The organism is Gordonia metallireducens, from assembly GCF_021245825.1.
GTDB lineage: Bacteria > Actinomycetota > Actinomycetes > Mycobacteriales > Mycobacteriaceae > Gordonia > Gordonia namibiensis.
This window is the reverse complement of record NZ_JAJQJP010000015.1, coordinates 47077-65553: the sequence shown is the minus strand read 5'-3', so window position 1 is coordinate 65553 and position 18477 is coordinate 47077. Positions and strand designations below refer to the sequence as shown.

Below are 18477 nucleotides of genomic sequence, written 5' to 3'. Positions count from 1 at the left end.
GTTCAACTGAGCGACGGGCCGTGGAGGCGATCGACGGCGGAAATGACAAACGCCCCGGCACGCAGGCACGGGGCGTGAAGACGCACACTGATGTGTGGGACCACATTCCTCGTTCATCCTGCGTGGGCCGGCGACTCTGTCGCGCCTTCGTTCGGGAGTTCCCGACGACCAACGGTCTCTGGTTGAACCGATACGACGCACGGTTGTGCATCACACCGACGACTAGGCTACGTCCTTGTGGGGGAACAAACCAAATCGACCGAGGTGCACGACCCCAACGAGCGGGCGCAGGCCGCCATGGACGCTGTCACGGCGCGGCACCTGCAGCGGGCCTTCTGGTTGCCGGCGACGCGCACGGCGGCGGTCGCGTGGCCGATCGGGTTCGTCGCGGCGCATCTCGGATCCTGGCATTACTGGTGGCATGCGCATCTCGTCGACCTGCTCGTCGACGCCGCGATCCACCGACCCGAGGGCTCGGGGTACGGCGACCGTTCCTTCGATCCCGATGTCGCCGACGACGCGAATCGGGTGGTGCGCGGGATCAAGGTCCGCAACCTCGGACGGTGGACGAACAACTACTACGACGACATGGCCTGGTTGGGGTTGGCGATCGAACGCGCCGACCGTCACCTCGACCTCGACCACCGGCGGGGCCTGGAGGTCTTGACGCGACGGATGCTCGACGCGTGGGTCCCCGAGGACGGCGGCGGCATCCCCTGGCGCACGACCGACCAGTTCTTCAACGCCCCGGCGAACGGCCCCGCCGCGATCCTGGTCGCCCGTACCGGTCACGTCGAACGTGCTGTGGCGATGTGCGATTGGATGGACGCCAACCTCATCGACCCGAAGACGCACCTGGTCATCGACGGCCTGAAGAAGCAGCCCGACGGTTCACTGAAGGCCGAGACCGGTACCTATACCTACTGTCAGGGCGTCGTTCTCGGCGCCGAGCTGGAAGCCTTCCGCGCAACCGGTGACCAGCGACATCTGGACCGTCTGGCCCGTCTGCTCGGTGCCGTCGAGAAGCATTCGTGCACCGACGGGGTGATCCACGGCGGAGGTGGTGGCGACGGCGGTCTGTTCCACGGGGTGCTCGCCCGTTATCTCGGGCTCATCGCCACCGACCTCCCGGATGTCGACGGTTCGGATGAACTGCGTGCCCGGGCAGCCCGGATCGTGATCTCGAGCGCCGATGCGGCGTGGTCGAACCGCACCGAGGTCCGCGGCCGCGTCGTATTTCCCAGCGACTGGCGCAGCCAGGCCGTCGTACCCACCGCCGCGGGCAAGAAAGCCCAGTTCGTGGCGGGTGCGGTGATGCCCTCGGAGGTCCCCGAACGCGACCTGTCGGTGCAACTGTCGGCGTGGATGGTTCTCGAGGCGGCCGCCGCGATCGACCTGTCGCTACCGGAATGTGACCAGCCGTAGACCTCCGATGGCCAAACCGAGGCCACCTGGTTAGCCATCCGATACCGGAGCTGAGCTATTCTTCAGCGAACGCGTGAGGTGACCTGGAACACACTGATTTCCGCAGCCAGCGGAGCCGGCCCGGCGCTCACGACCGACACGAAGGGGTGTCGGTGTCCACCCGGCCATCTCGACCAGCAGCACTCCCGGTGCGACACCTCTCACCCCAGGCAGGGTGGTGCACCATGACGTATCAGCTGGATCCCGCGGAACGCCGTGCGCGGCCGGTTCCTTCACCGTCGCGACGCCCCACGGAAGCACCCCATTTCGGCACCCTCCCCCTCGGCGACCCGACCGGAGGTGCCGACGGCATCCGCTGGCGCGAGCAGGTCGACGGCAAGCAGTTGTACCCGCGCGTGGCCATCGACCGCGACGTCTCGATCACCATGAGCGACGGGGTGATTCTGCGCGCCACCGTGATCCGCCCCGCCAACCGGTTCGGGCAGACGGTCCTCACCCCCTACCCCGCGATCGTCAACATCAACCCGTACAACCGGGCGGCCATCGACTTCATCGACCAGGCGCTGCACGCACCCGTGCTCGGCAAGGCGCTGCACACCGCGTCGGCGTCGATCGATGCGACCGGCACCGCACTCGAGGGCCTCACCACCCTCACCCAGACGCTGTCGGGCGGTGTCTTCGACGTCTTCGGCATCAACCGCAATCTCGTACGCAGCGGCTACGTGCAGGTGGTCGTCGACGTCCGCGGTACCGGTGCGAGCCACGGCAAGTGGCAGATTCTCGGCCCGCGCGAGCAGGAGGACTCGGTCGAGATCATCGACTGGGTCAGTGAGCAGGAATGGTGCGACGGCACCGTCGGCCTGGCCGGCTGGTCGTACTCGGCGATCAACTCGCTGCAGGCCGCCGACAAGCGCCCGCCGCAACTGAAAGCCGTGTTCGCCGTGGAGGGTTGCGACGACATCGTGCGCGACATCTACATCACCGGCGGCATGCCGTCGGCGTTCATCCCCGTATGGCTGTCGGCGGTGAACATGCTCAAATGGGTTCCCAACCCCGCCAACATCATTCGGGACATCGCCAGGGGTCACGCACTGAAATGGGCCGTCGACCGGGTGAAGTCGCCGGCCACCGAGATCCCCTCGCTCCTCTGGGGTTTCCTCACCGCCCGCGATCCACGCATCTTCGACGACCCGTACTTCGACGAGCGCGACCCGATCGTCGACCGTATCGAGGCTCCCACGTTCACCGTCGGCGCCTGGCATGATCTGTTCGGCCGCAGCGCAACCGGCGTATACGAGCGGTTGAACATGGAACCCGGCCGCAAGCAGATGATCGTCGGCGACGGCTATCACCTCGACGTCGGTTCGGGGTATGGCGGCAAGTTCGCGCCGCCGCGTCTCGACGTCCTCGAACGCGCCTGGTTCGACCGCTGGCTCAAGGGACACCGCAACGGCATCGAGTTCTACGGGCCGGTCACCATGCTGCAGCAGGGCGGTGCCTGGACCGCTCGACAGAACTTCCCGCGCCCGGGCGTCGCGCCGAAGCGGCTGTACCTGACGCCCGACACGTCGTCGACCGCAGACCACGCCGTACACGACGGGACGTTGGGTTCGACTCCCGCACAGGGCGTCTCGTCCCTCCACGTCCGACCCGACACCCGCGGGCTCCGATCCCGCGACATGACCCAGGTGACCGCCGGCGCCACCTTGATCCTCGGCGCCGACTACGCGAAGGACGCACGCTTCCAGGAGCGTGGCGCACTGTCGTTCACCACCGCACCGGTCACCGAGGCCACGCCGATCAGTGGCGCGATGAACCTGCGACTCAACGTGGCCACCACCGCCCATGAGGCGATCTGGGCGGTGACCGTGAACGACGTCGCGCCCGACGGCACGTCGACGGTGCTCACCAACGGCGCCCTCTCGGCGTCGAATCGTGCGCTGGACCGCAGCAAGTCGACCTACGCGTCCGACGGCAGCCTGCTCTCGGCGCATCACTACCTGTCCCGCAAGCGCAAGCTCCCCGTGCCCGCCGACGAGCCCGTTCGCATCGACGTCGACCTGGTCCCGACCGACGCGGTCCTGCAGCCGGGCCACCGCCTGCGCGTCGACGTCTACGCGGCGAGCCTCCCCCGCTACCTCACCGTGGTGCCCGATCTGATCAAGGCCCGCGGCCGTAAACAGCGCCTTGTCCTCGACCCCGACCATCCGAGCTACCTCACGCTGCTCGCGGGCGAGGGCTTGAGCGCCGCCACGTCCGAGGCGGCGAGGGTCTAGCCGGCCACCGCCGCTACCAGCGCTTTGGGACGATTCTTTTTGTTCGTCCCATTGACACCGTTGCACCGCCGACCTACGTTTTGGAGGACAGCCGTCACCCAGAACCTCCGGATCGGAGTGCACGACCGATGACCACCGCACGGGGCGCCACGACGCCGCCGCAGGCGCCCCCGAGCATCCTCGCACCGCCCTCTGTTGCGCCGAAGATCCCGTCGCGCCACCCGGATGGTCCGTGCACGATCCCGATCGGCCTGCGACTCGTCGCGCCCCTACTGGGACTGCGCAAACCCGGCCGCGAACTCTTTCGTCACCTCGGCGAACTGCTGACGGTCGGTGACGAACCGGCAGATCGCCTCGTCGAGTGGATGCACACCGCCGGGATGTCCCGGGCGCGCCCGTTGTTCGAGAGTGCCCTCGTCAACGGCATCGACTCGATCGACGGCGCCCCGGCCCCGCTGCGCGAGTTCTTCACAGAGGTGGAGACCGTCCCCGACTGGGTCGACCCCGACCTGATCGAGAAGGCCGCGCGGGTCATGCGCAGCGGTGGCGCCGACGGCCTGTACGTGGCGCGCGACGTTGCCCTGCTCGGCGGTTACCAGTTCGCCGGTTTCAACCAGACGCTGCTGCGGACCGGCGCCCTCGAGAAGGGATCGAACACCCGGTTCGCCGAGACCACCCAGTGGGCCACCGACGTCATCACCGAAAACGGTTTGCGCCCACAGGAAATCGGCTACCAGTCGACACTGCGCGTGCGCCTGATCCACGCGATGGTCCGGCGCCACGTTGCCGCTCTGCCCGACTGGGAGGCCGACGCCTGGGGACTCCCCATCAACCAGACGGACATGGCCGCCACGCTCGTCGGAGCACTGGTCTCCCCGAGCCTGGGCGTCGTCATGATGGGACTCGTCAACCGCCCCAGCGAATACGACGCCGTCGCGCACCTCACCCGGTACGCCGGATGGCTACTCGGGGTGCGGGACGAGTTCCTGCCCACGAGCTTCCGCGACGCGATCCGCGTGCTGCTCCAGACCTCGTACGCACTCTCCACGCCCGACGAGACGACCAGGCAGCTCTCGGTGCCCATGGCCGACGATCCGTTGCAGTGGAACTACTCGAGGTTCCCGAAGGTGCGTCGCAAGATCGCTCGCGCACAACACCTCTCGGTCACCAGCGGATTCCTGGGCCCGGCCACGATGCGCACACTGGGCCTGCCCTTCGTCCCACCCTGGTATCCGGTGATCCGGTTCCCGGTGAACATCATCCGATCGGTTCGGGCGCAACGCCCGGGCGGACGCGAACGCGCGGCGCTCCGCGGCGCCGCCGAACAGCGCGAGTTCATGAGGATCATGACCGGCGGCGAGGCCACGATCGGGCACTCGGCGAAGAAGATCACCGGGCACTGAGTTCTGCGTTCCAGGAAGGTTTTCACCCGATCCCGGAATCGGCGAGCACCACACGGAACACGAATGCGGCCTCGGGTCCGAGGACGAGACCCACGAGTTCGATGAGGGTGAGCACGAAGCCGCGTCCGTGACCCGGCCCCTTGGAGTCGTCGAGGTGGTGGGCGAGTTCGTGCAGGACCACGAGTTCTCGAAGCGCCCACCGTCCCTCTGCCGACGACGGGATCGCGATCTCCGCGCTGAGCAACCTGTCACCGGCGGCGGTCGTGGACCGCGCGTAGTGCGCCGAACTCTGGCCGCGTCGCTCCCGCACCGATACCGGCTCGGCTGCGCGCGGGAACCTCGACCGCACACTCGGCAGCTCCAGCACCCTTCCCACGTAGTCGCGCACCGCGTCGATCGAGGCGAACCGGGCCTCGGCGGGCAGCGTGAGCTCGGTCCCGGCCAGCTGCACGGTGCGCGAGGAGGACGCGGTGTCGAAGAGCCGGAAGACGAGACGCTCGGCGTCGTAGTACCGGGCACGCCCGGTGTCACGCGGACTCACGGCATCACCAATGATGATGAGGGTCCGCCATAGCCGATGGGAGTCCTCATGCGCCGTCCCGACCTGCACGCGTTCGGCCAACGCGTGCTGCGACTGCCCGGCGCCACGCTGAGCCTGCGCATCCTCACCGACATCGCGCGCGGCGACGTCACCGACCGCGCGATGACCCTCGCCGCCCAGGCGTTCACCTCGATCCTGCCCATCGTCATCCTGCTGCTCACCCTTCCGGGGAGCGACGTCGTCGACGATGCGTTGAGCGGACTCGGCATCCCGGTGAGCAGGCTCGACCACACCTCGGTGGACAATCCGCAGTCCTTCGCCACCTTCGGGGTCATCGGCGCACTCATGACCATCGCCGGCGCCACCTCCCTGTCACGTGCACTCGGCCGAATGTATGTCGCGATCTGGGGCGTCACCAAACTGCCGTGGCGCGCCTTCTGGCGTTGGGTGATCGTGCTGTTCCTCATCCCCACCGCGGTCACTGCTCAGGGGTTGTCGACCGGCCTCCACGCCGAGACGCTCTTCGGCATCCACCTCGGCGGCAGCGGTCTGCTCGGCATCGTGCTGATCTTCGGAGTGACGGTGGCGATCTGGTCGGCAACCTTCACCGCGATCCCGCGACTGTTGGTGTCCACGCAGGTGCCGCTGCGGCTTCTCGCGCTCAACGGTGTGGGTACGGGTCTGCTGATCACGGCGCTGCTGGCCGGGAGCCGAATCGCCCTGCCCACGCTGGCGTCGGGCACGATCCGCTACTTCGGCACTCTCGGCGTCGTTTTCGTCGCGATCAGCTGGCTGTTCGTGTTCGCCGCGATCCTGGTGGTCACCGCCATCGTCGTGCATGGCGTGGCCACCGACCCCGGACGGGTCGGCACTTGGGTGCGGCGCTGGGCCGGGACCCCCACTCCGTTCACGCCGACCCCGTCAGTCGCCTGGTACGACCGAACCGACTGAGCCCAGCGACCGACCGCTGTTCACGCCTCGAGAGCGCCTCGCGCGCCGCCGAACTCGCGGTCGGCACCGATCTTGGCCCGACGTCCCGCCCGGTCCCCTGCCTGTCGGGCGGCCTCCGAGTAGCCGGCCGACGCACTCGACGGTCGCCACGTGCCGCGCGCGGTGGACTCGGTCTTGTAGAAATCGGTGACCTCGAGTTCCTTGTTGCGCAGAGCCAGCGCCGTCGAACGTTCGGCTTCACCGGACTTTTGTTCGGCGTCGAGTGCTTCTTCGCGGGCAGCATCGCGGGCCTCGCTGAGACGTTTGCCGATGCGTTCGGCGAAGGCCGACTGGAAGTTGAGGCGCGCGGTGATCGGCGACAGCGGCTTCTCCTCGATCACCCGGCGCGCCTGCCAGCCGCTGCCCTTCGTGACGACGCGCGCGAAGGTCTCCCCCTTGTACGCCCCCGACCGCAGGTAGGCATCGCTGGCGGCGACCATCTGGATGATCAGCGACGTGTACAGCGCCTCGCAGGCGTCGATGTCGGCCTCGTAGCCGTAGGCGAGGACGAAAGTCGAGTTGCTGGCGACGTCTACTGTCACGTCGTTCGCCATGGTGATCGCCACGAACAGTTGCACGTAGGTGCGCAGGCCACGCTTGCCCGGCTCGCCGATCTTGATCTGCCGGGAGATCGGGGTGACCTTCCTGCGCGCGGCCGGATCGTGCGCGCGGGCCACGGCGAGATCGATCGACGACGCCGTGGCGAGGCGCTGTGCGGCCTGCATGAACGTCTCGGCCTCATGCTCGTTGTCGGTGTTCTCCGCCTGTCGCAGGAGGGCGGAGATCCGGGTGAGCAGCTTGTCGTCGCGCATGTAGTTCAGACTATCGGCGCGCCCGATCGGTTCCATCGGACCGCGGACGAGCCGGGAAGGCCAGGTCGGAGACCCCTCAGCTCTCGGGCGACCAGCGGGCGACGTCGTCCTTGCCCACGGGCCGCTCCTGGGTGGCACGCTGCGTCATCCGGAGGTTGTTCCCGAACGGGTCGCGGAAGGCGCAGTCGATCCCGTACGGCTGTTCCTCGGGGTCCTGGGTTAACTCGACGCCCTTCGCGACGAGGGCAGCGTGCGTACCCCGGCAGTCGTCGGTCGAGAAGATCGTGACCGGCATCGCGCCCTGCGTGACCAGTTCGCGGACCTTGGCCACAGCGTCGTCGGAAAGCGATGGAGGCCCGGGCCTCTCGAGGAGGATGAGACGGTCCGGCTGCCCGGGTGGTGCGACCGTCAGCCACCGCATGAATCCCATGTCGACGTCGGTGTCGACGGTGAACCCGAGCTCGCCGACGTAGAATTCGAGCGCCGCGTCCTGGTCGAGGACGTAGATGGAGTGGATGGCAATTCCGGTGATCATGAGCCCGACGATACGACTGCGGCGCCGACGGGCGCTTCTCCGGAATTGCTCGACGCCGGGAGCGAAGCGAGCGGGTCGAATTCACGCGGCTCGGTCGGCCCGGTCGGTATCGTCCAGCGCCGCACGAAGCGTCCCGGCACAGGCACCGGGGAGACGTGCCGACGGTAGCCGGACGGGCTGCAGCCGATGATCGTGGTGAAGGTCCGGCCGAAGGTGCAGTGTGACTCGCGGTCAGCGCTTCTCGCAGGCGATGCCGTCGTTGTCGCGATCGCTCTCGTCGTTGGCGTCGTAAAGGGCCTGGTCGACGGTGAAGTTCGTGACCGGGGTGCTCGTTGTCGAGTCGACGGCGCCCGGCTGTCCGACACCGTGTGGGTAGTCGGCGTTGAGCGCCTTGCAGTTGGCGTAGTCGGTCGCAGCCGAGGCGGGTGCCGCCGCCATCAGCGGTGCGATCGCCATCGACGCCGCAGCGACAAACCCCAGAACCGTCTTGCGCGAACCACTCATCGTCGAACCTTCTCTCACACCGATGTGACCAGGTGAAACTACCCCGACGTGGCGTCGACATCCGCATCCTGGAGTGAGATTGGTCCGCCTGAGGGACAGTGACTCGAGGACGATCGCCGCCTCCGAAGGCCAGCGCTGAACGGAATCAGCGAATCATTGCCGGAAGTGACGATCGTGCCCTACAACCCGAATCGCGACTGCATTGCGCGCAGCGTCTCCGCCGATGCGAGCAGGCCCGCCTCCTCGTCCGACGACAGCGGCACCTCGAGGCGCGTCTGCGCACCTCCGCGGTCGACGACGGTCGGCAGGGACAGGCATACATCCTCGAGTCCGGAGAAGCCGGAGGCGACCGTCGAGACCGGCAGGACACGATGCTCGTCGTTCAGAACGGCTTCGACAATCCGCGTGGCAGCGAGGCCGATGGCGTAGTTGGTGGCACCCTTGCCCTCGATGATCGCGTAGGCCGCATGCACGACCTCGTTCCGGATACGTTCGCGCGCAACGGCATCCATCTCCGGACGTCCAGGCAGCGGCTTCCACGACGTCAGTGGCACCCCGCCGATCGTCGCCGACGACCACAACGGGATCTCACTGTCCCCGTGTTCGCCGACGATATAGGAATGCACACTCTGGACCGCCACCCCACAGTGCTGCGCGATGAGGAACCGCAGCCGCGACGAGTCGAGAACGGTTCCGGAACCGAACAGCTGATTCGACGGCAGACCGGTGATCCGCTGCGCGGCATAGGTGACGACGTCGACCGGGTTGGTCACCATGAGATAGATCGCATAGGGCGCGACCTCGAGCACACCGGGCAGGATCGATCGGGTCAAACCGATTGTGGCCTCGGCCAATTCGAGACGCGACTGTCCCGGCTTCTGTTTGGCTCCGGCGGTGAACACGACGACGTCGGCGTCGGCGCACACCGACACGTCGTCGGATCCGAGGATGTCGGCACGGGGCACGAACTCCAGCCCGTGCGAGAGGTCGAGAACTTCGGCGGTGACCTTCGGCGCCTTGATGTCCAGGAGGGCGACGGTCCGCGCCACTCCCCGGATCAGTGCCGAGTAGGCGATCGCGGTGCCCACCGCGCCCGCGCCGATGATGGCAAGTTTCGTGGGTCGTCCGTCCATCGGATCACCGTCCGCCTCGGTTCGATTCGCGACTGTTGCGCGGCACTGTCGGCACCCAGCGTAAGACCTCCCGACGTCGCGCGCCCGGTTCGGCCAACCGGGCGATGGCGCAATCTCCACGATAGTGTTGCTAGCCTCACCTCCAGAGAGCGGTCGCACCTGCACACGCGGGTGCCAGGGAACCTGGTGCGAATCCAGGACTGGCGCGCAGCGGTATGGGGGACGGACCCGACAGCAAGCCACTGGGGCAACCCGGGAAGGCGTCGGGTTCGGATGAACCCGAGTCCGAATACCTGCCGTTCTCGTCGAGTCCACCCGGCATCTCGCGCACAGATGCCCAGACCGAAGGCAGTTCCACACGTGTCCCGTCCTCCCGACGGCACGACGATGATCGCCACCGACACGTCGGTACGGCGACTTCCGTCGTTGCCTCTTGCCCTGATTCTTCTCGCGCTCACGCTGGTGAGCGTCGCGGTCGCCACTGCTTTCGGCGCCGAGACGATCCCCATCGGTGACGTCTGGCGAACCGTCGCCGGACGCCTGCAAGGCGATGATCTCGACGCCGCCCACGCCGTGATCATCTGGGATCTCCGATTACCGCGTTCGATACTCGCGGCGATCGTCGGCGCAGGCCTGGCCCTTGCCGGCGCCGTCATGCAGGCCCTCGTCCGCAACCCGCTCGCCGAGCCGTACCTGCTGGGCGTGTCCGCCGGTGCAGCCGTCGGCGCGACGGCGGTCATCACGCTCGGTTCGTTTGCCGCACTGGGTGTCTGGGCGTTGTCGGGCGGCGCACTGATCGGCGCGCTCGCGGCGTCGATCACCGTCTATGCCGTCGCCCGGGCGCAGGGCGGACTGACCGCCCTCCGCCTGATCCTGTCCGGCGTCGTCCTGTCCTCGGCGTTCATGGCGTTGTCATCGCTGCTGGTGTTCACCGCCGCCGACCCGCATGCCGCCGACAACGTAATGTTCTGGATGCTGGGCAGCGTCGCCGGCGCGACGTGGGCGAAAGTCCAGATCGCGGGTGTGGTCGTCGTGGCCACGGTGTTCGCGATGCTGGCGATCCACTCCTGGCTCGACGCCTACGCGGCCGGCACCGACACCGCGACCTCCCTCGGGGTTCCGGTGCGCGCCATGCGTAATGCTTTGTTCGCGGTGCAGGGACTCCTGGTCGGTGTCCTGGTTGCGGTCGCCGGCGGGATCGGCTTCGTGGGGTTGATCGTGCCGCACGCCGCGCGCCTGCTGGTGGGTGCGACGCACCGCGCGATGATTCCCGTCGCGGTCTGCGGCGGCGCGCTGTTCCTGGTGTGGGTCGATGTCATCTCGCGAGTGGCCGCGGCGCCGCGCGAGATGCCGTTGGGCATCGTGACCGGACTCATCGGCGCACCGATCTTCCTGTTCCTGATGGGACGCCGTCAGTACGTGTTCGGCGGCGGATCCTGATGCCCGCCGACTCACGCTCGATGTCGTTGCGCGCGACGGGCCTCAGCTGTCGTCGCGGCGCCCGTACGATCCTGCGCGGGGTGGACCTCGACGTCCCGGCCGGAACCCGGCTCGCCATCGTCGGCCCCAACGGGACGGGCAAGAGCACGTTGCTCCGAACCCTGTGCGGTCTCGAACAACCGTCGTCCGGGCGTATCCGACTGGCCGACGACGATCTCGGTCGCCTTCCGGCGCGGCGTCGCGCGTTGTCGATCGCCGTCGTCGGTCAGGATGAACACCCGTCGGCCGAACTCACGGTCGCAGAAGCGGTGGGCCTGGGACGCACGCCGTACCGATCTGCCTGGGCCACGGGCAGTTCCGATGACGATGAGATCATCCGGTCCGCATTGGAACAGGTGGGACTGGGTGGTTGGGAACGCCGGTCGTGCATGCAGCTGTCGGGCGGCGAACGGCACCGCGTCGTACTCGCCCGCGCGATAGCGCAGCAGACGCCGATCCTCGTGCTCGACGAGCCGACGAATCATCTCGACGCGGCCTGGCGACTGCGGCTGATGCAGACCCTCGACGACCTCGAGGCCACCGTGATCGCCGCGATGCACGACCTCGACCTCGTCCTCCGCCACTTCGACTCGGTCGCTGTGGTTTCCGACGGCGGGATCACCGCCCACGGCCCACCCGTCGAAGTGTTGACCCCCGATCTGCTGGCGTCGGTCTTCGACGTGTCCGGCACGGTCGTTCCCCATCCCGAGACCGGTCTCCCCCATCTGCTCCTGAACTCCCCCATGTCACCTGCACCGCAGGCCTACACCACCAAGGAAAATTGATGAGACACACCATCACCCGATCCGCCGCGCTCGCTCTCGTCCTAGGCACCGCGGCGGGTTGCGGCGCCGACTCCGGCGTCGCCGCTACCGACAGCGTCACCGTCACCAACTGCGGCGCCGAGGTCACCTTCGACCAGCCCCTCGATCGCCTGTTCGTCAACGACGGCGGGATGATCGCGATCGCGCTCGCGACGGGTGCACGCGACAAAATGGTCGCGGTCAGCTCACTCGCCCGTGACAAGGACGTCCTCCGGCTCGAATACGGGCCGCAGGTCGACACCCTGAACGAGGTCGCCACCGAACAGCCGACGCTCGAGAACATCGTCGGCGCCAAACCCGAGGTCCTCTACGCCGGCTACAACTACGGCATGAGTGAATCCCGCGGGATCACTCCCGAGATCCTGGCCTCCCACGGGATCGACGTCTACCAGCTGTCCGAGGCCTGCCGTCAGGTCGACGGACAGGCACAGCGCGGCACGATGGACCCCTGGGTCGCGCTCGACACCGACCTGCGCAACATCGGCACCATCACCGGCCATCCCGAGCAAGGTGCGGCGGTCGCCGACGACATCTCCGGTCGCCTCGAGAAGCTCCGTGCTGCACCGAAACCGGCGACCAAGCCGACGGTCTTCGTGTTCGACAGCGTCTCCGATTCCATCTTCTCGTCGGGCTCCTTCGGTGGTCCGCAGGGCATCATCGACGCGGCGGGCGCCCGCAACGCGACCGAAGACGTCAAGGACACCTGGACCGCGGTCAGCTGGGAACGGATCACCACCGCCGACCCGGATCTGATCGTGTTCGTCGACTACCCCGGGCAGTCGGTGGAACAGAAGATCGACGCCCTGCGCACCAATCCGGCCAGTCGCCACCTGAAAGCGGTACGTGAGAACCGGTTCGTGAATCTCCCCTACGCGATGTGGGTCTCGAGCCCGCTCAACATCGACGCGGCCGAGATCCTGCGCGCAGTCCTCGAAAAGCACGATCTCGCACCGGAGTCCGGCATCACCTCGGCGTTGGACGTCAAGCAGTTGCGCCTGGGCGGCAACAACTGGCTGGACTGAGGCCTCGGACCGCCACGGTCAGCCGACGTAGGCGTCCGCATAGTCGGCACTCGGCACGATGGGTGTGATGACGTCCAACAACACCCCATCGGGCGCCTCGACGATGAAGTGGCGCTGACCGAAGCCCTCGTTGCGCAGCGCACGAACCGGTTCGACCCCGGCATCGACCATGCGGGCGTGGACCGCGTCGACGTCGTCGACCTCGAGATTCACGATGACGCCGCGGGGCGTCGCCCGGAATCCCTCCGGAATCGTCGGATGAGCGGCGTCGACGAGGGCCAGTTCGAAGGCACCGAGCCGCAGGCTGATGTACCAGTCGGCCTCGAAGGTGGTCTGGAACCCGATGTGGGTGCGGTAGAAGTCGGCCGCGGATACGACGTCGCCGGACATGAGGACGGGATAGAAACTGGTGGCGTTCATGTTCTGCCCTTTACGTACGATGAGTATGTAACGCCTGTAAATATACATACGCTCCGTACGTAAAGGAAGCCCCACATGCCCCGTGCCTCTGCGGCTACCGCCGCGGCCACTTCCCGCCACATCCGCGAGATCGCGACCGAGTTGTTCGGCACCCGCGGATTCGGCGGCGTCTCGCTCGACGACGTCGCCGAATCCGCCGGCGTCACCCGCGGCGCGGTGTATCACCACTACCGCAGCAAGGCAGGACTTTTCGGGGCCGTCGCGGCGGACCTCCAAGCCGCGGTCGCCGCCTCCGTCGTCGAAGCCGCCGAAGCCGCAGGCGACGACCCGCGGACACAGCTGCGGGCCGGATGCCACGGCTTCCTGGACGCGATCACCGCCGAGCCATCGGTCCGAGTACTCCTCGTCGACGGGCCGGCAGTGTTCGGGTGGGACAAGTGGCGGCAGATGGACGCCGAGAACTCCGCCGTCCACCTGCGGGAGGCCCTCGCGTCGGTCGGCACCGACCCCGATCTTCTCGATCCCCTCGCCGCCCAACTGTCGGGCGCGATGAACGAGGCCGCGCTGTGGCTGGCGCAGTCGTCGAACCCGGATGCTCCCGAGCGTGCGCATCGCGCACTCGACCTGCTCGTCGACACCGTGCTCGGCTGAGCCGGACGCGATGGGCGCCGCCGATCAGGGCGCGGCGAGGGTAGCCCCGCCACGGGGCGCCGGGCCGTCACCCGTCGGAGGACGGGGAAAAGTCCTGAGTGTCACCACTGGGAGCCGTCGAGGCGGTCGCGCTGCGGCCTACAAAGACCCGAGCAGCTCCGGCAGGGTCTCGTCGATCGTGCCGGTGTGGAAGTCCGCGCTTCGGTACCAGTCGGTCGCCAGCACCGCGTCGAGGAAACCGAGCGTGGTGATCGGTCCGTCCCAGTGGGTCTCGCCGACGGCCCGGGCTGCGCGGGCGATCGCCTGCTCCCGGTCGGCGCCGGCGACCACGATCTTGGCGACCATCGAGTCGTAGTGCGGCTGGATCACCGACCCGGACACCACCCCGGTGTCGACGCGCACACCCGGTCCGGCCGGGAAGGTGCACCCCGCAACGGTTCCCGGTGACCCGAAGAAGTGGAACCTCGGGTTCTCGGCGTTGAGACGGAGCTCGATGACCGCGCCGCGGGCGACGATCTCGTCCTGCTTGACGCCGATCGGATCGCCGAAGGCGATCCGCAACTGCTCGGCCACCAGGTCGACACCCGTGAGTTCCTCGGTCACACCGTGTTCCACCTGGATGCGGGTGTTCATCTCGATGAAGTAGTACTCACCTGCCGGGTCCACCAGGAACTCGACGGTGCCCGCCGAGGTGTAACCGACCTCGGCGGCCAGCGCGACGGCCGACGCGTGCATCGCCGCGGCGACCTCGCGATCGAGTGTCGGAGCGGGAGCCTCCTCGACGACCTTCTGCCGACGACGCTGTAGCGAGCACTCACGCTCGAAGAGATGCACCACGTTGCCGTGCGAGTCACCGAGGACCTGCACCTCGACGTGGCGCACCCGCGGCAGTGAACGTTCGAGGTAGAGGCCATCGTCGCCGAAGGCACCCATCACCTCGCGCCGGGCCTCGGCGAACTGTTCGACGAGTTCGTCGGGACCGGCCGCAGCGCGGATTCCCTTGCCGCCACCCCCGGCTCGCGCCTTGACGAGGACCGGATACCCGACCTCGTCCGCCGCGCGGAGCGCGGCATCGGCATCGGCGAGCAGGTCGCTGCCCGGGACGACCGGGACACCGGCCGCCCGGGCCGTGCGTCGAGCCGTCTCCTTGTCACCCATCATCGAGATGACCTGCGGTGACGGACCCACCCACCGGAGTCCGGCGTCGATCACGGCCTGCGCGAACTCGGCGTTCTCCGAGAGGAATCCGTAGCCCGGGTGGATTGCCTCGGCACCCGTCTGCGCCGCCGCCTCGAGAATCGCCTCGACCCGCAGATAGCTGTCGGACGCGGCCGCCGGCCCGATCTCGACGGCCTCGTCGGCCAGGCGGACGTGCAGGCTGTCGGCATCCACGTCGGAGTGGACCGCGATGGCGGTCCAGCCCAGGTCGTGGCAGGCGCGGATGATGCGGACGGCGATCTCACCGCGGTTGGCGATGAGAACCCGCCGCGACGGTGCGCCGGTCACCGCAGACATCAGGAACCCTCGAAGGTGGCGATGACCTGCCCGGCGTCGACCTGCGCCCCGTTGTCCACCGCGTATCCGGTGAACACCCCGGCGACCTCGGCCTCGATGGGCGCGAACATCTTCATCACCTCGACGACGCCGATCTGCTGTCCGACCTCGACGGTGTCGCCGGGCTTGCAGAACGGTTCGCTGTCGGGATCGGGCCGGTGCCAGAACAATCCGGGGGTGGGGCTCAACATCTCGGTCATGTGCGTACTCCTTCGGTCGGGGGCAGCGTCACGCGATGGCGGCGACGGCGTTGTGGATGTGTTCGGTGCGTTCGTGGCGGAGCTTGAGGGCCGTATCGATGTCGACGGCGGTGAACTTCACCCGGTCGGGAGCCTTGGCCTGCGCGAGGAGGTCGAGGTCGGCCGAGATCACCGTCCCAAGGGTGACGAATCCACCACCGGTCACGGCATCGCGCAGAAGACAGATGGGTTCCGATCCGTTCGGCACCTGGATCGAGCCGAGCGGATAACCCAGCGAGACGACGTTGCTCGGGTTGTCCCCGGCCCCGAACGGCGCCTCCCGTTCGACGAACTCGAGGGGCTCGCCGACGAATCGGTAACCCGTCCGGTTCGACTCCGGCGACAACTGGTACTCGCGTTCGGTGAAGGCCTGCAACGATTCCGGGGTGAATCGATAGGCAGCCAGCCCCAGGACGATACGCGCTTCGATCGACGACGAGGGAGTCGGCCGGTGACGGACCGGGAGCCTTCGCCCCTCCTCGACGGCGCGCGTACGCCGCCCGATGGGCAGGACGTCCTTCGCGCGCAGGGCACGTCCCTCGAAACCGCCGATGCCCGAGAGCATGTAGGTGGATCGGCTGCCCATCACGACCGGCACATCGATGCCCCCGGCGAACGCGATGTAGGCACGGGCACCGCTTCGAAGGGCGCCGAGCTTGAGTTCGGAACCGGCCGGAAGCCATACCGCAGTCCACGACGGGTGCACCACGCCGTCGATGATCAGGTCGACGTCCGCTCCGGTGACCGCCACGATGCAACCGGTGTCGGAGACGAGAGTGGGTCCCATCAGCGCGGCCTCGAGTGTCGCCGCGTCCGGACCGTTACCCACCAGGGCGTTTGCGACGCGGTGCGCGAACTGGTCCAATGCCCCGGCCGGCGGCATCGCCAGCGTGAGCTTGCCGGGACGACCCAGGTCCTGGACGGTGGTCTGCAGTCCGGGCTTGATGATCGTGATCATCGCAGTTCTCCTACCAGGGAACGGGTGTAACCGAGCGGGTCGGCGGTGAACGCCTGGAGGTCGAATTCGATGGCGGCACGGTTGATCTCGTAGGTGCCCGCTTCGAACGCGGTGACGACCTCGTCGTATCCCGACTCGTCGACCGGCGTGAACTTGACCAGCGTCGGTGCCGGCAACAGCACCGGCGACTCGGTGAATCCGGGACGCGTCATAGACAGGTCGACGACCGGCAGTGCCGACCGTCCGAGAAGCTGGAACCCGCCCGGGGACTCGACCGGGTAGATGTTCATCTGGTTTCCGCCGTGCCCGACCGCGCGCGCCGGCGTCTGGGTCCGCGGACTCAGGTATTTGGGAACCTGGATCTGCATCTCCTGCGGTACCAACTGCACGCACTCGGCGTTGCCGGGGATGAAGTTGTTGAAGGTCGCGATGAACGGATTCGCCGAGTGCGCCGCGATCAGTTCGTCGGCGGAGTCGAAACCGTTGACCCGCGCGGTGAATTCGACATCGGTCTCCTCCGGCGACGGGTGCCGGTCACGAAAGCGTGCGGTCACCTCGTTGGTCCAGGGATCGTCGTAGAAGACCGGGATCTCGACGATCGAGGTCGCGATCGGCGGCGCGGACCGGCCACCACCGGCGACCGCCACCTTCTGATGCGCGGCGATGAGGGTCGGGATGAGGTCCCGCGGGTCGAGGTCCTCGGGCCGCACGCGGATCATGTAGCTGACGTGCGCCGGGACGATGTCTACGACACCGTCGATATCGAGCGACACGATCGCGGCCACGATCGACTGAACCTGCAGCGCCACGCCGAGATCCATGGCCTCGGAGAGCTCGACGAAGACGAACTCGTCGCCGCCGAAGCTGAGTCGTGCGCCGCCGGGGAGGGCGAAGTACTGGGGTGTCAGGGTCGGGCTGGTCATGCCGACCGCCCAGCCCGACGCTCGACCGGGCGCACCGCGACGCCTTCGGCCTCGAGTCGACGACGAACCGCAGCGGCGACTGCGACGGCGTTCGGGCGATCACCGTGGATGCAGATCGACGTCACCGGCATGGCGATCGTCGCGCCGCTGACGGTGTCGACGGACCCGTGCGCCATCTGGAGCGCGCGTGCCGCGACCGCTTCCGGATCCTTCTCCGCCGGAACGGGTTCGATGACGTTGAAACCGTTGTCGTCGAAGTCCAGGTCGGCGGCGTTCTCCGGGGTCACCGGAAGGCCGGCCCGCACCACTGCGTCCATGGCGGGACCCGGCGCCATGACCAGCGGAATCCCGGTCTGCACACTCTGGATCGCGCGAGCCATGGCGACGGCGAGCTCCGCGTCACGCACGGTCGTGCCCATCAGCGAACCGTGTGGCTTCACGTGGGACAGCGTCACCCCCTCGTCCGCGGCGATCGCCGCGAGCGCACCCACCTGGTACAGCACGTAGTCGACGGTGTCGGTCAGCTTCGCCGGGATCGCCCGACGACCGAAACCCAGCAGGTCCGGGTAACCGGGATGTGCGCCGATCGCGCAGTCGGCGTCGCGCGCGCCCACCACGGCCTTGCGCATGTTGACCGGGTCGCCGGCGTGATAGCCGCAGGCGATGTTGACCGTCGAGACGACAGCGAACAGCTCCTCGTCGTTCCCGAGCTTCCACCGACCGAAGCTCTCCCCGGCGTCGGCATTGAGATCGATCGACAGTGTCATCACGGGTTCCTATCTGGGTGT

Annotated in this window: 19 protein-coding genes and 1 riboswitch; of the genes, 8 read left to right on the top strand and 11 right to left on the bottom strand. The window is 67.8% G+C overall.

The genetic code is table 11. From position 1 onward, the window contains the following. Positions 1 to 237 precede the first annotated feature (237 nt). The 3 genes from LQD00_RS04210 (at position 238) to LQD00_RS04200 (ending at position 5104) form a co-directional block, all read left to right on the top strand. The gene (locus LQD00_RS04210; RefSeq protein WP_232715809.1) at positions 238 to 1425 is read left to right on the top strand and encodes a glycoside hydrolase family 76 protein; all 1188 of its coding nucleotides are present in this window, start codon (positions 238 to 240) and stop codon (positions 1423 to 1425) included. Positions 1426 to 1649: 224 nt separating this feature from the next. Beyond that, complete coding sequence (locus LQD00_RS04205; RefSeq protein WP_232715808.1) at positions 1650 to 3701, top strand: CocE/NonD family hydrolase; 2052 nt, start codon at positions 1650 to 1652, stop codon at positions 3699 to 3701. 128 nt (positions 3702 to 3829) lie between these two features. Continuing rightward, complete coding sequence (locus LQD00_RS04200; RefSeq protein ID WP_232715807.1) at positions 3830 to 5104, top strand: oxygenase MpaB family protein; 1275 nt, start codon at positions 3830 to 3832, stop codon at positions 5102 to 5104. A 22-nt stretch (positions 5105 to 5126) separates the two neighbouring features. Here the strand turns inward: LQD00_RS04200 and LQD00_RS04195 are convergent, their stop codons facing one another. Next, positions 5127 to 5645: a TIGR04338 family metallohydrolase gene (locus tag LQD00_RS04195; protein WP_232715806.1), complete on the bottom strand. Its 519-nt coding sequence runs from the start codon at positions 5643 to 5645 to the stop codon at positions 5127 to 5129. 48 nt (positions 5646 to 5693) lie between these two features. Here LQD00_RS04195 and LQD00_RS04190 point away from each other — a divergent pair, with 48 nt between their 5' ends. Next, on the top strand, positions 5694 to 6596 hold the full coding sequence (locus LQD00_RS04190; RefSeq protein ID WP_232715805.1) for a hypothetical protein: 903 nt from the start codon (positions 5694 to 5696) through the stop codon (positions 6594 to 6596). Positions 6597 to 6616: 20 nt separating this feature from the next. On the opposite strand, the gene LQD00_RS04185 is transcribed toward LQD00_RS04190, so the two are convergent. From LQD00_RS04185 to LQD00_RS04170, 4 genes are all read right to left on the bottom strand, one after another. Beyond that, on the bottom strand, positions 6617 to 7447 hold the full coding sequence (locus LQD00_RS04185) for a DUF2786 domain-containing protein (protein ID WP_232715804.1): 831 nt from the start codon (positions 7445 to 7447) through the stop codon (positions 6617 to 6619). A gap of 76 nt (positions 7448 to 7523) precedes the next feature. Further along, on the bottom strand, positions 7524 to 7982 hold the full coding sequence (locus LQD00_RS04180) for a VOC family protein (protein ID WP_232715803.1): 459 nt from the start codon (positions 7980 to 7982) through the stop codon (positions 7524 to 7526). 231 nt (positions 7983 to 8213) lie between these two features. After that, a complete protein-coding gene (locus LQD00_RS04175) occupies positions 8214 to 8486 on the bottom strand; it encodes an excalibur calcium-binding domain-containing protein (protein WP_232715802.1) in 273 nt (90 codons plus the stop codon). Between the two features lie 179 nt (positions 8487 to 8665). Further along, complete coding sequence (locus LQD00_RS04170) at positions 8666 to 9619, bottom strand: L-lactate dehydrogenase (protein WP_232715801.1); 954 nt, start codon at positions 9617 to 9619, stop codon at positions 8666 to 8668. A 133-nt stretch (positions 9620 to 9752) separates the two neighbouring features. Next, positions 9753 to 9934, top strand: a riboswitch (cobalamin riboswitch). 72 nt (positions 9935 to 10006) lie between these two features. Between LQD00_RS04170 and LQD00_RS04165 the strand changes: the two genes are divergently transcribed. The 3 genes from LQD00_RS04165 to LQD00_RS04155 are packed head-to-tail and all read left to right on the top strand — an operon-like array spanning position 10007 to position 12944. Then, positions 10007 to 11059, top strand: coding sequence for a FecCD family ABC transporter permease (locus tag LQD00_RS04165; RefSeq protein WP_232715850.1), 1053 nt, complete (start codon positions 10007 to 10009; stop codon positions 11057 to 11059). Then, a complete protein-coding gene (locus tag LQD00_RS04160; RefSeq protein ID WP_232715800.1) occupies positions 11059 to 11883 on the top strand; it encodes an ABC transporter ATP-binding protein in 825 nt (274 codons plus the stop codon). The genes LQD00_RS04165 and LQD00_RS04160 overlap by 1 nt, the downstream gene beginning before the upstream one ends. Next, positions 11883 to 12944, top strand: coding sequence for an ABC transporter substrate-binding protein (locus tag LQD00_RS04155; protein WP_232715799.1), 1062 nt, complete (start codon positions 11883 to 11885; stop codon positions 12942 to 12944). Before LQD00_RS04160 ends, LQD00_RS04155 begins: the two co-directional genes overlap by 1 nt. An 18-nt stretch (positions 12945 to 12962) precedes the next feature. Here the strand turns inward: LQD00_RS04155 and LQD00_RS04150 are convergent, their stop codons facing one another. After that, positions 12963 to 13364 (bottom strand): VOC family protein, encoded by a 402-nt coding sequence (locus LQD00_RS04150; RefSeq protein WP_232715798.1) that lies wholly within the window; start codon positions 13362 to 13364, stop codon positions 12963 to 12965. A gap of 75 nt (positions 13365 to 13439) precedes the next feature. Here LQD00_RS04150 and LQD00_RS04145 point away from each other — a divergent pair, with 75 nt between their 5' ends. Next, positions 13440 to 14015 carry a TetR/AcrR family transcriptional regulator gene (locus LQD00_RS04145; protein WP_232715797.1) on the top strand — a complete coding sequence of 192 codons (576 nt, stop codon included), beginning with the start codon at positions 13440 to 13442 and terminating at the stop codon, positions 14013 to 14015. Positions 14016 to 14153: 138 nt separating this feature from the next. Here the strand turns inward: LQD00_RS04145 and LQD00_RS04140 are convergent, their stop codons facing one another. Genes LQD00_RS04140 through LQD00_RS04120 form a run of 5 tightly spaced genes read right to left on the bottom strand, consistent with a single transcriptional unit; the run spans position 14154 to position 18456 of the window. Next, entirely contained in the window at positions 14154 to 15530 is a 1377-nt protein-coding gene (locus tag LQD00_RS04140) for an acetyl-CoA carboxylase biotin carboxylase subunit (protein ID WP_232715796.1), read from the bottom strand. Next, positions 15530 to 15769: an acetyl-CoA carboxylase gene (locus LQD00_RS04135; protein ID WP_232715795.1), complete on the bottom strand. Its 240-nt coding sequence runs from the start codon at positions 15767 to 15769 to the stop codon at positions 15530 to 15532. Before LQD00_RS04135 ends, LQD00_RS04140 begins: the two co-directional genes overlap by 1 nt. A 28-nt stretch (positions 15770 to 15797) precedes the next feature. Continuing rightward, positions 15798 to 16766 carry a 5-oxoprolinase subunit C family protein gene (locus LQD00_RS04130; protein ID WP_232715794.1) on the bottom strand — a complete coding sequence of 323 codons (969 nt, stop codon included), beginning with the start codon at positions 16764 to 16766 and terminating at the stop codon, positions 15798 to 15800. Continuing rightward, entirely contained in the window at positions 16763 to 17689 is a 927-nt protein-coding gene (locus LQD00_RS04125) for a 5-oxoprolinase subunit B family protein (protein WP_232715793.1), read from the bottom strand. The genes LQD00_RS04130 and LQD00_RS04125 overlap by 4 nt, the downstream gene beginning before the upstream one ends. After that, positions 17686 to 18456 (bottom strand): 5-oxoprolinase subunit PxpA, encoded by a 771-nt coding sequence (locus tag LQD00_RS04120; protein ID WP_232715792.1) that lies wholly within the window; start codon positions 18454 to 18456, stop codon positions 17686 to 17688. The genes LQD00_RS04125 and LQD00_RS04120 overlap by 4 nt, the downstream gene beginning before the upstream one ends. Positions 18457 to 18477 lie beyond the last annotated feature (21 nt).

Bases quoted from the DNA above. Each gene is read 5' to 3' on its own strand.
- LQD00_RS04205 (WP_232715808.1), top strand. From the start codon at position 1,650: ATGACGTATCAGCTGGATCCCGCGGAACGCCGTGCGCGGCCGGTTCCT.
- LQD00_RS04200 (WP_232715807.1), top strand. From the start codon at position 3,830: ATGACCACCGCACGGGGCGCCACGACGCCGCCGCAGGCGCCCCCGAGC.
- LQD00_RS04190 (WP_232715805.1), top strand. From the start codon at position 5,694: ATGCGCCGTCCCGACCTGCACGCGTTCGGCCAACGCGTGCTGCGACTG.
- LQD00_RS04185 (WP_232715804.1), bottom strand. From the start codon at position 7,447: ATGCGCGACGACAAGCTGCTCACCCGGATCTCCGCCCTCCTGCGACAG.
- LQD00_RS04180 (WP_232715803.1), bottom strand. From the start codon at position 7,982: ATGATCACCGGAATTGCCATCCACTCCATCTACGTCCTCGACCAGGAC.
- LQD00_RS04175 (WP_232715802.1), bottom strand. From the start codon at position 8,486: ATGAGTGGTTCGCGCAAGACGGTTCTGGGGTTTGTCGCTGCGGCGTCG.
- LQD00_RS04170 (WP_232715801.1), bottom strand. From the start codon at position 9,619: ATGGACGGACGACCCACGAAACTTGCCATCATCGGCGCGGGCGCGGTG.
- LQD00_RS04165 (WP_232715850.1), top strand. From the start codon at position 10,007: ATGATCGCCACCGACACGTCGGTACGGCGACTTCCGTCGTTGCCTCTT.
- LQD00_RS04160 (WP_232715800.1), top strand. From the start codon at position 11,059: ATGCCCGCCGACTCACGCTCGATGTCGTTGCGCGCGACGGGCCTCAGC.
- LQD00_RS04155 (WP_232715799.1), top strand. From the start codon at position 11,883: ATGAGACACACCATCACCCGATCCGCCGCGCTCGCTCTCGTCCTAGGC.
- LQD00_RS04150 (WP_232715798.1), bottom strand. From the start codon at position 13,364: ATGAACGCCACCAGTTTCTATCCCGTCCTCATGTCCGGCGACGTCGTA.
- LQD00_RS04145 (WP_232715797.1), top strand. From the start codon at position 13,440: ATGCCCCGTGCCTCTGCGGCTACCGCCGCGGCCACTTCCCGCCACATC.
- LQD00_RS04140 (WP_232715796.1), bottom strand. From the start codon at position 15,530: ATGTCTGCGGTGACCGGCGCACCGTCGCGGCGGGTTCTCATCGCCAAC.
- LQD00_RS04135 (WP_232715795.1), bottom strand. From the start codon at position 15,769: ATGACCGAGATGTTGAGCCCCACCCCCGGATTGTTCTGGCACCGGCCC.
- LQD00_RS04130 (WP_232715794.1), bottom strand. From the start codon at position 16,766: ATGATCACGATCATCAAGCCCGGACTGCAGACCACCGTCCAGGACCTG.
- LQD00_RS04125 (WP_232715793.1), bottom strand. From the start codon at position 17,689: ATGACCAGCCCGACCCTGACACCCCAGTACTTCGCCCTCCCCGGCGGC.
- LQD00_RS04120 (WP_232715792.1), bottom strand. From the start codon at position 18,456: ATGACACTGTCGATCGATCTCAATGCCGACGCCGGGGAGAGCTTCGGT.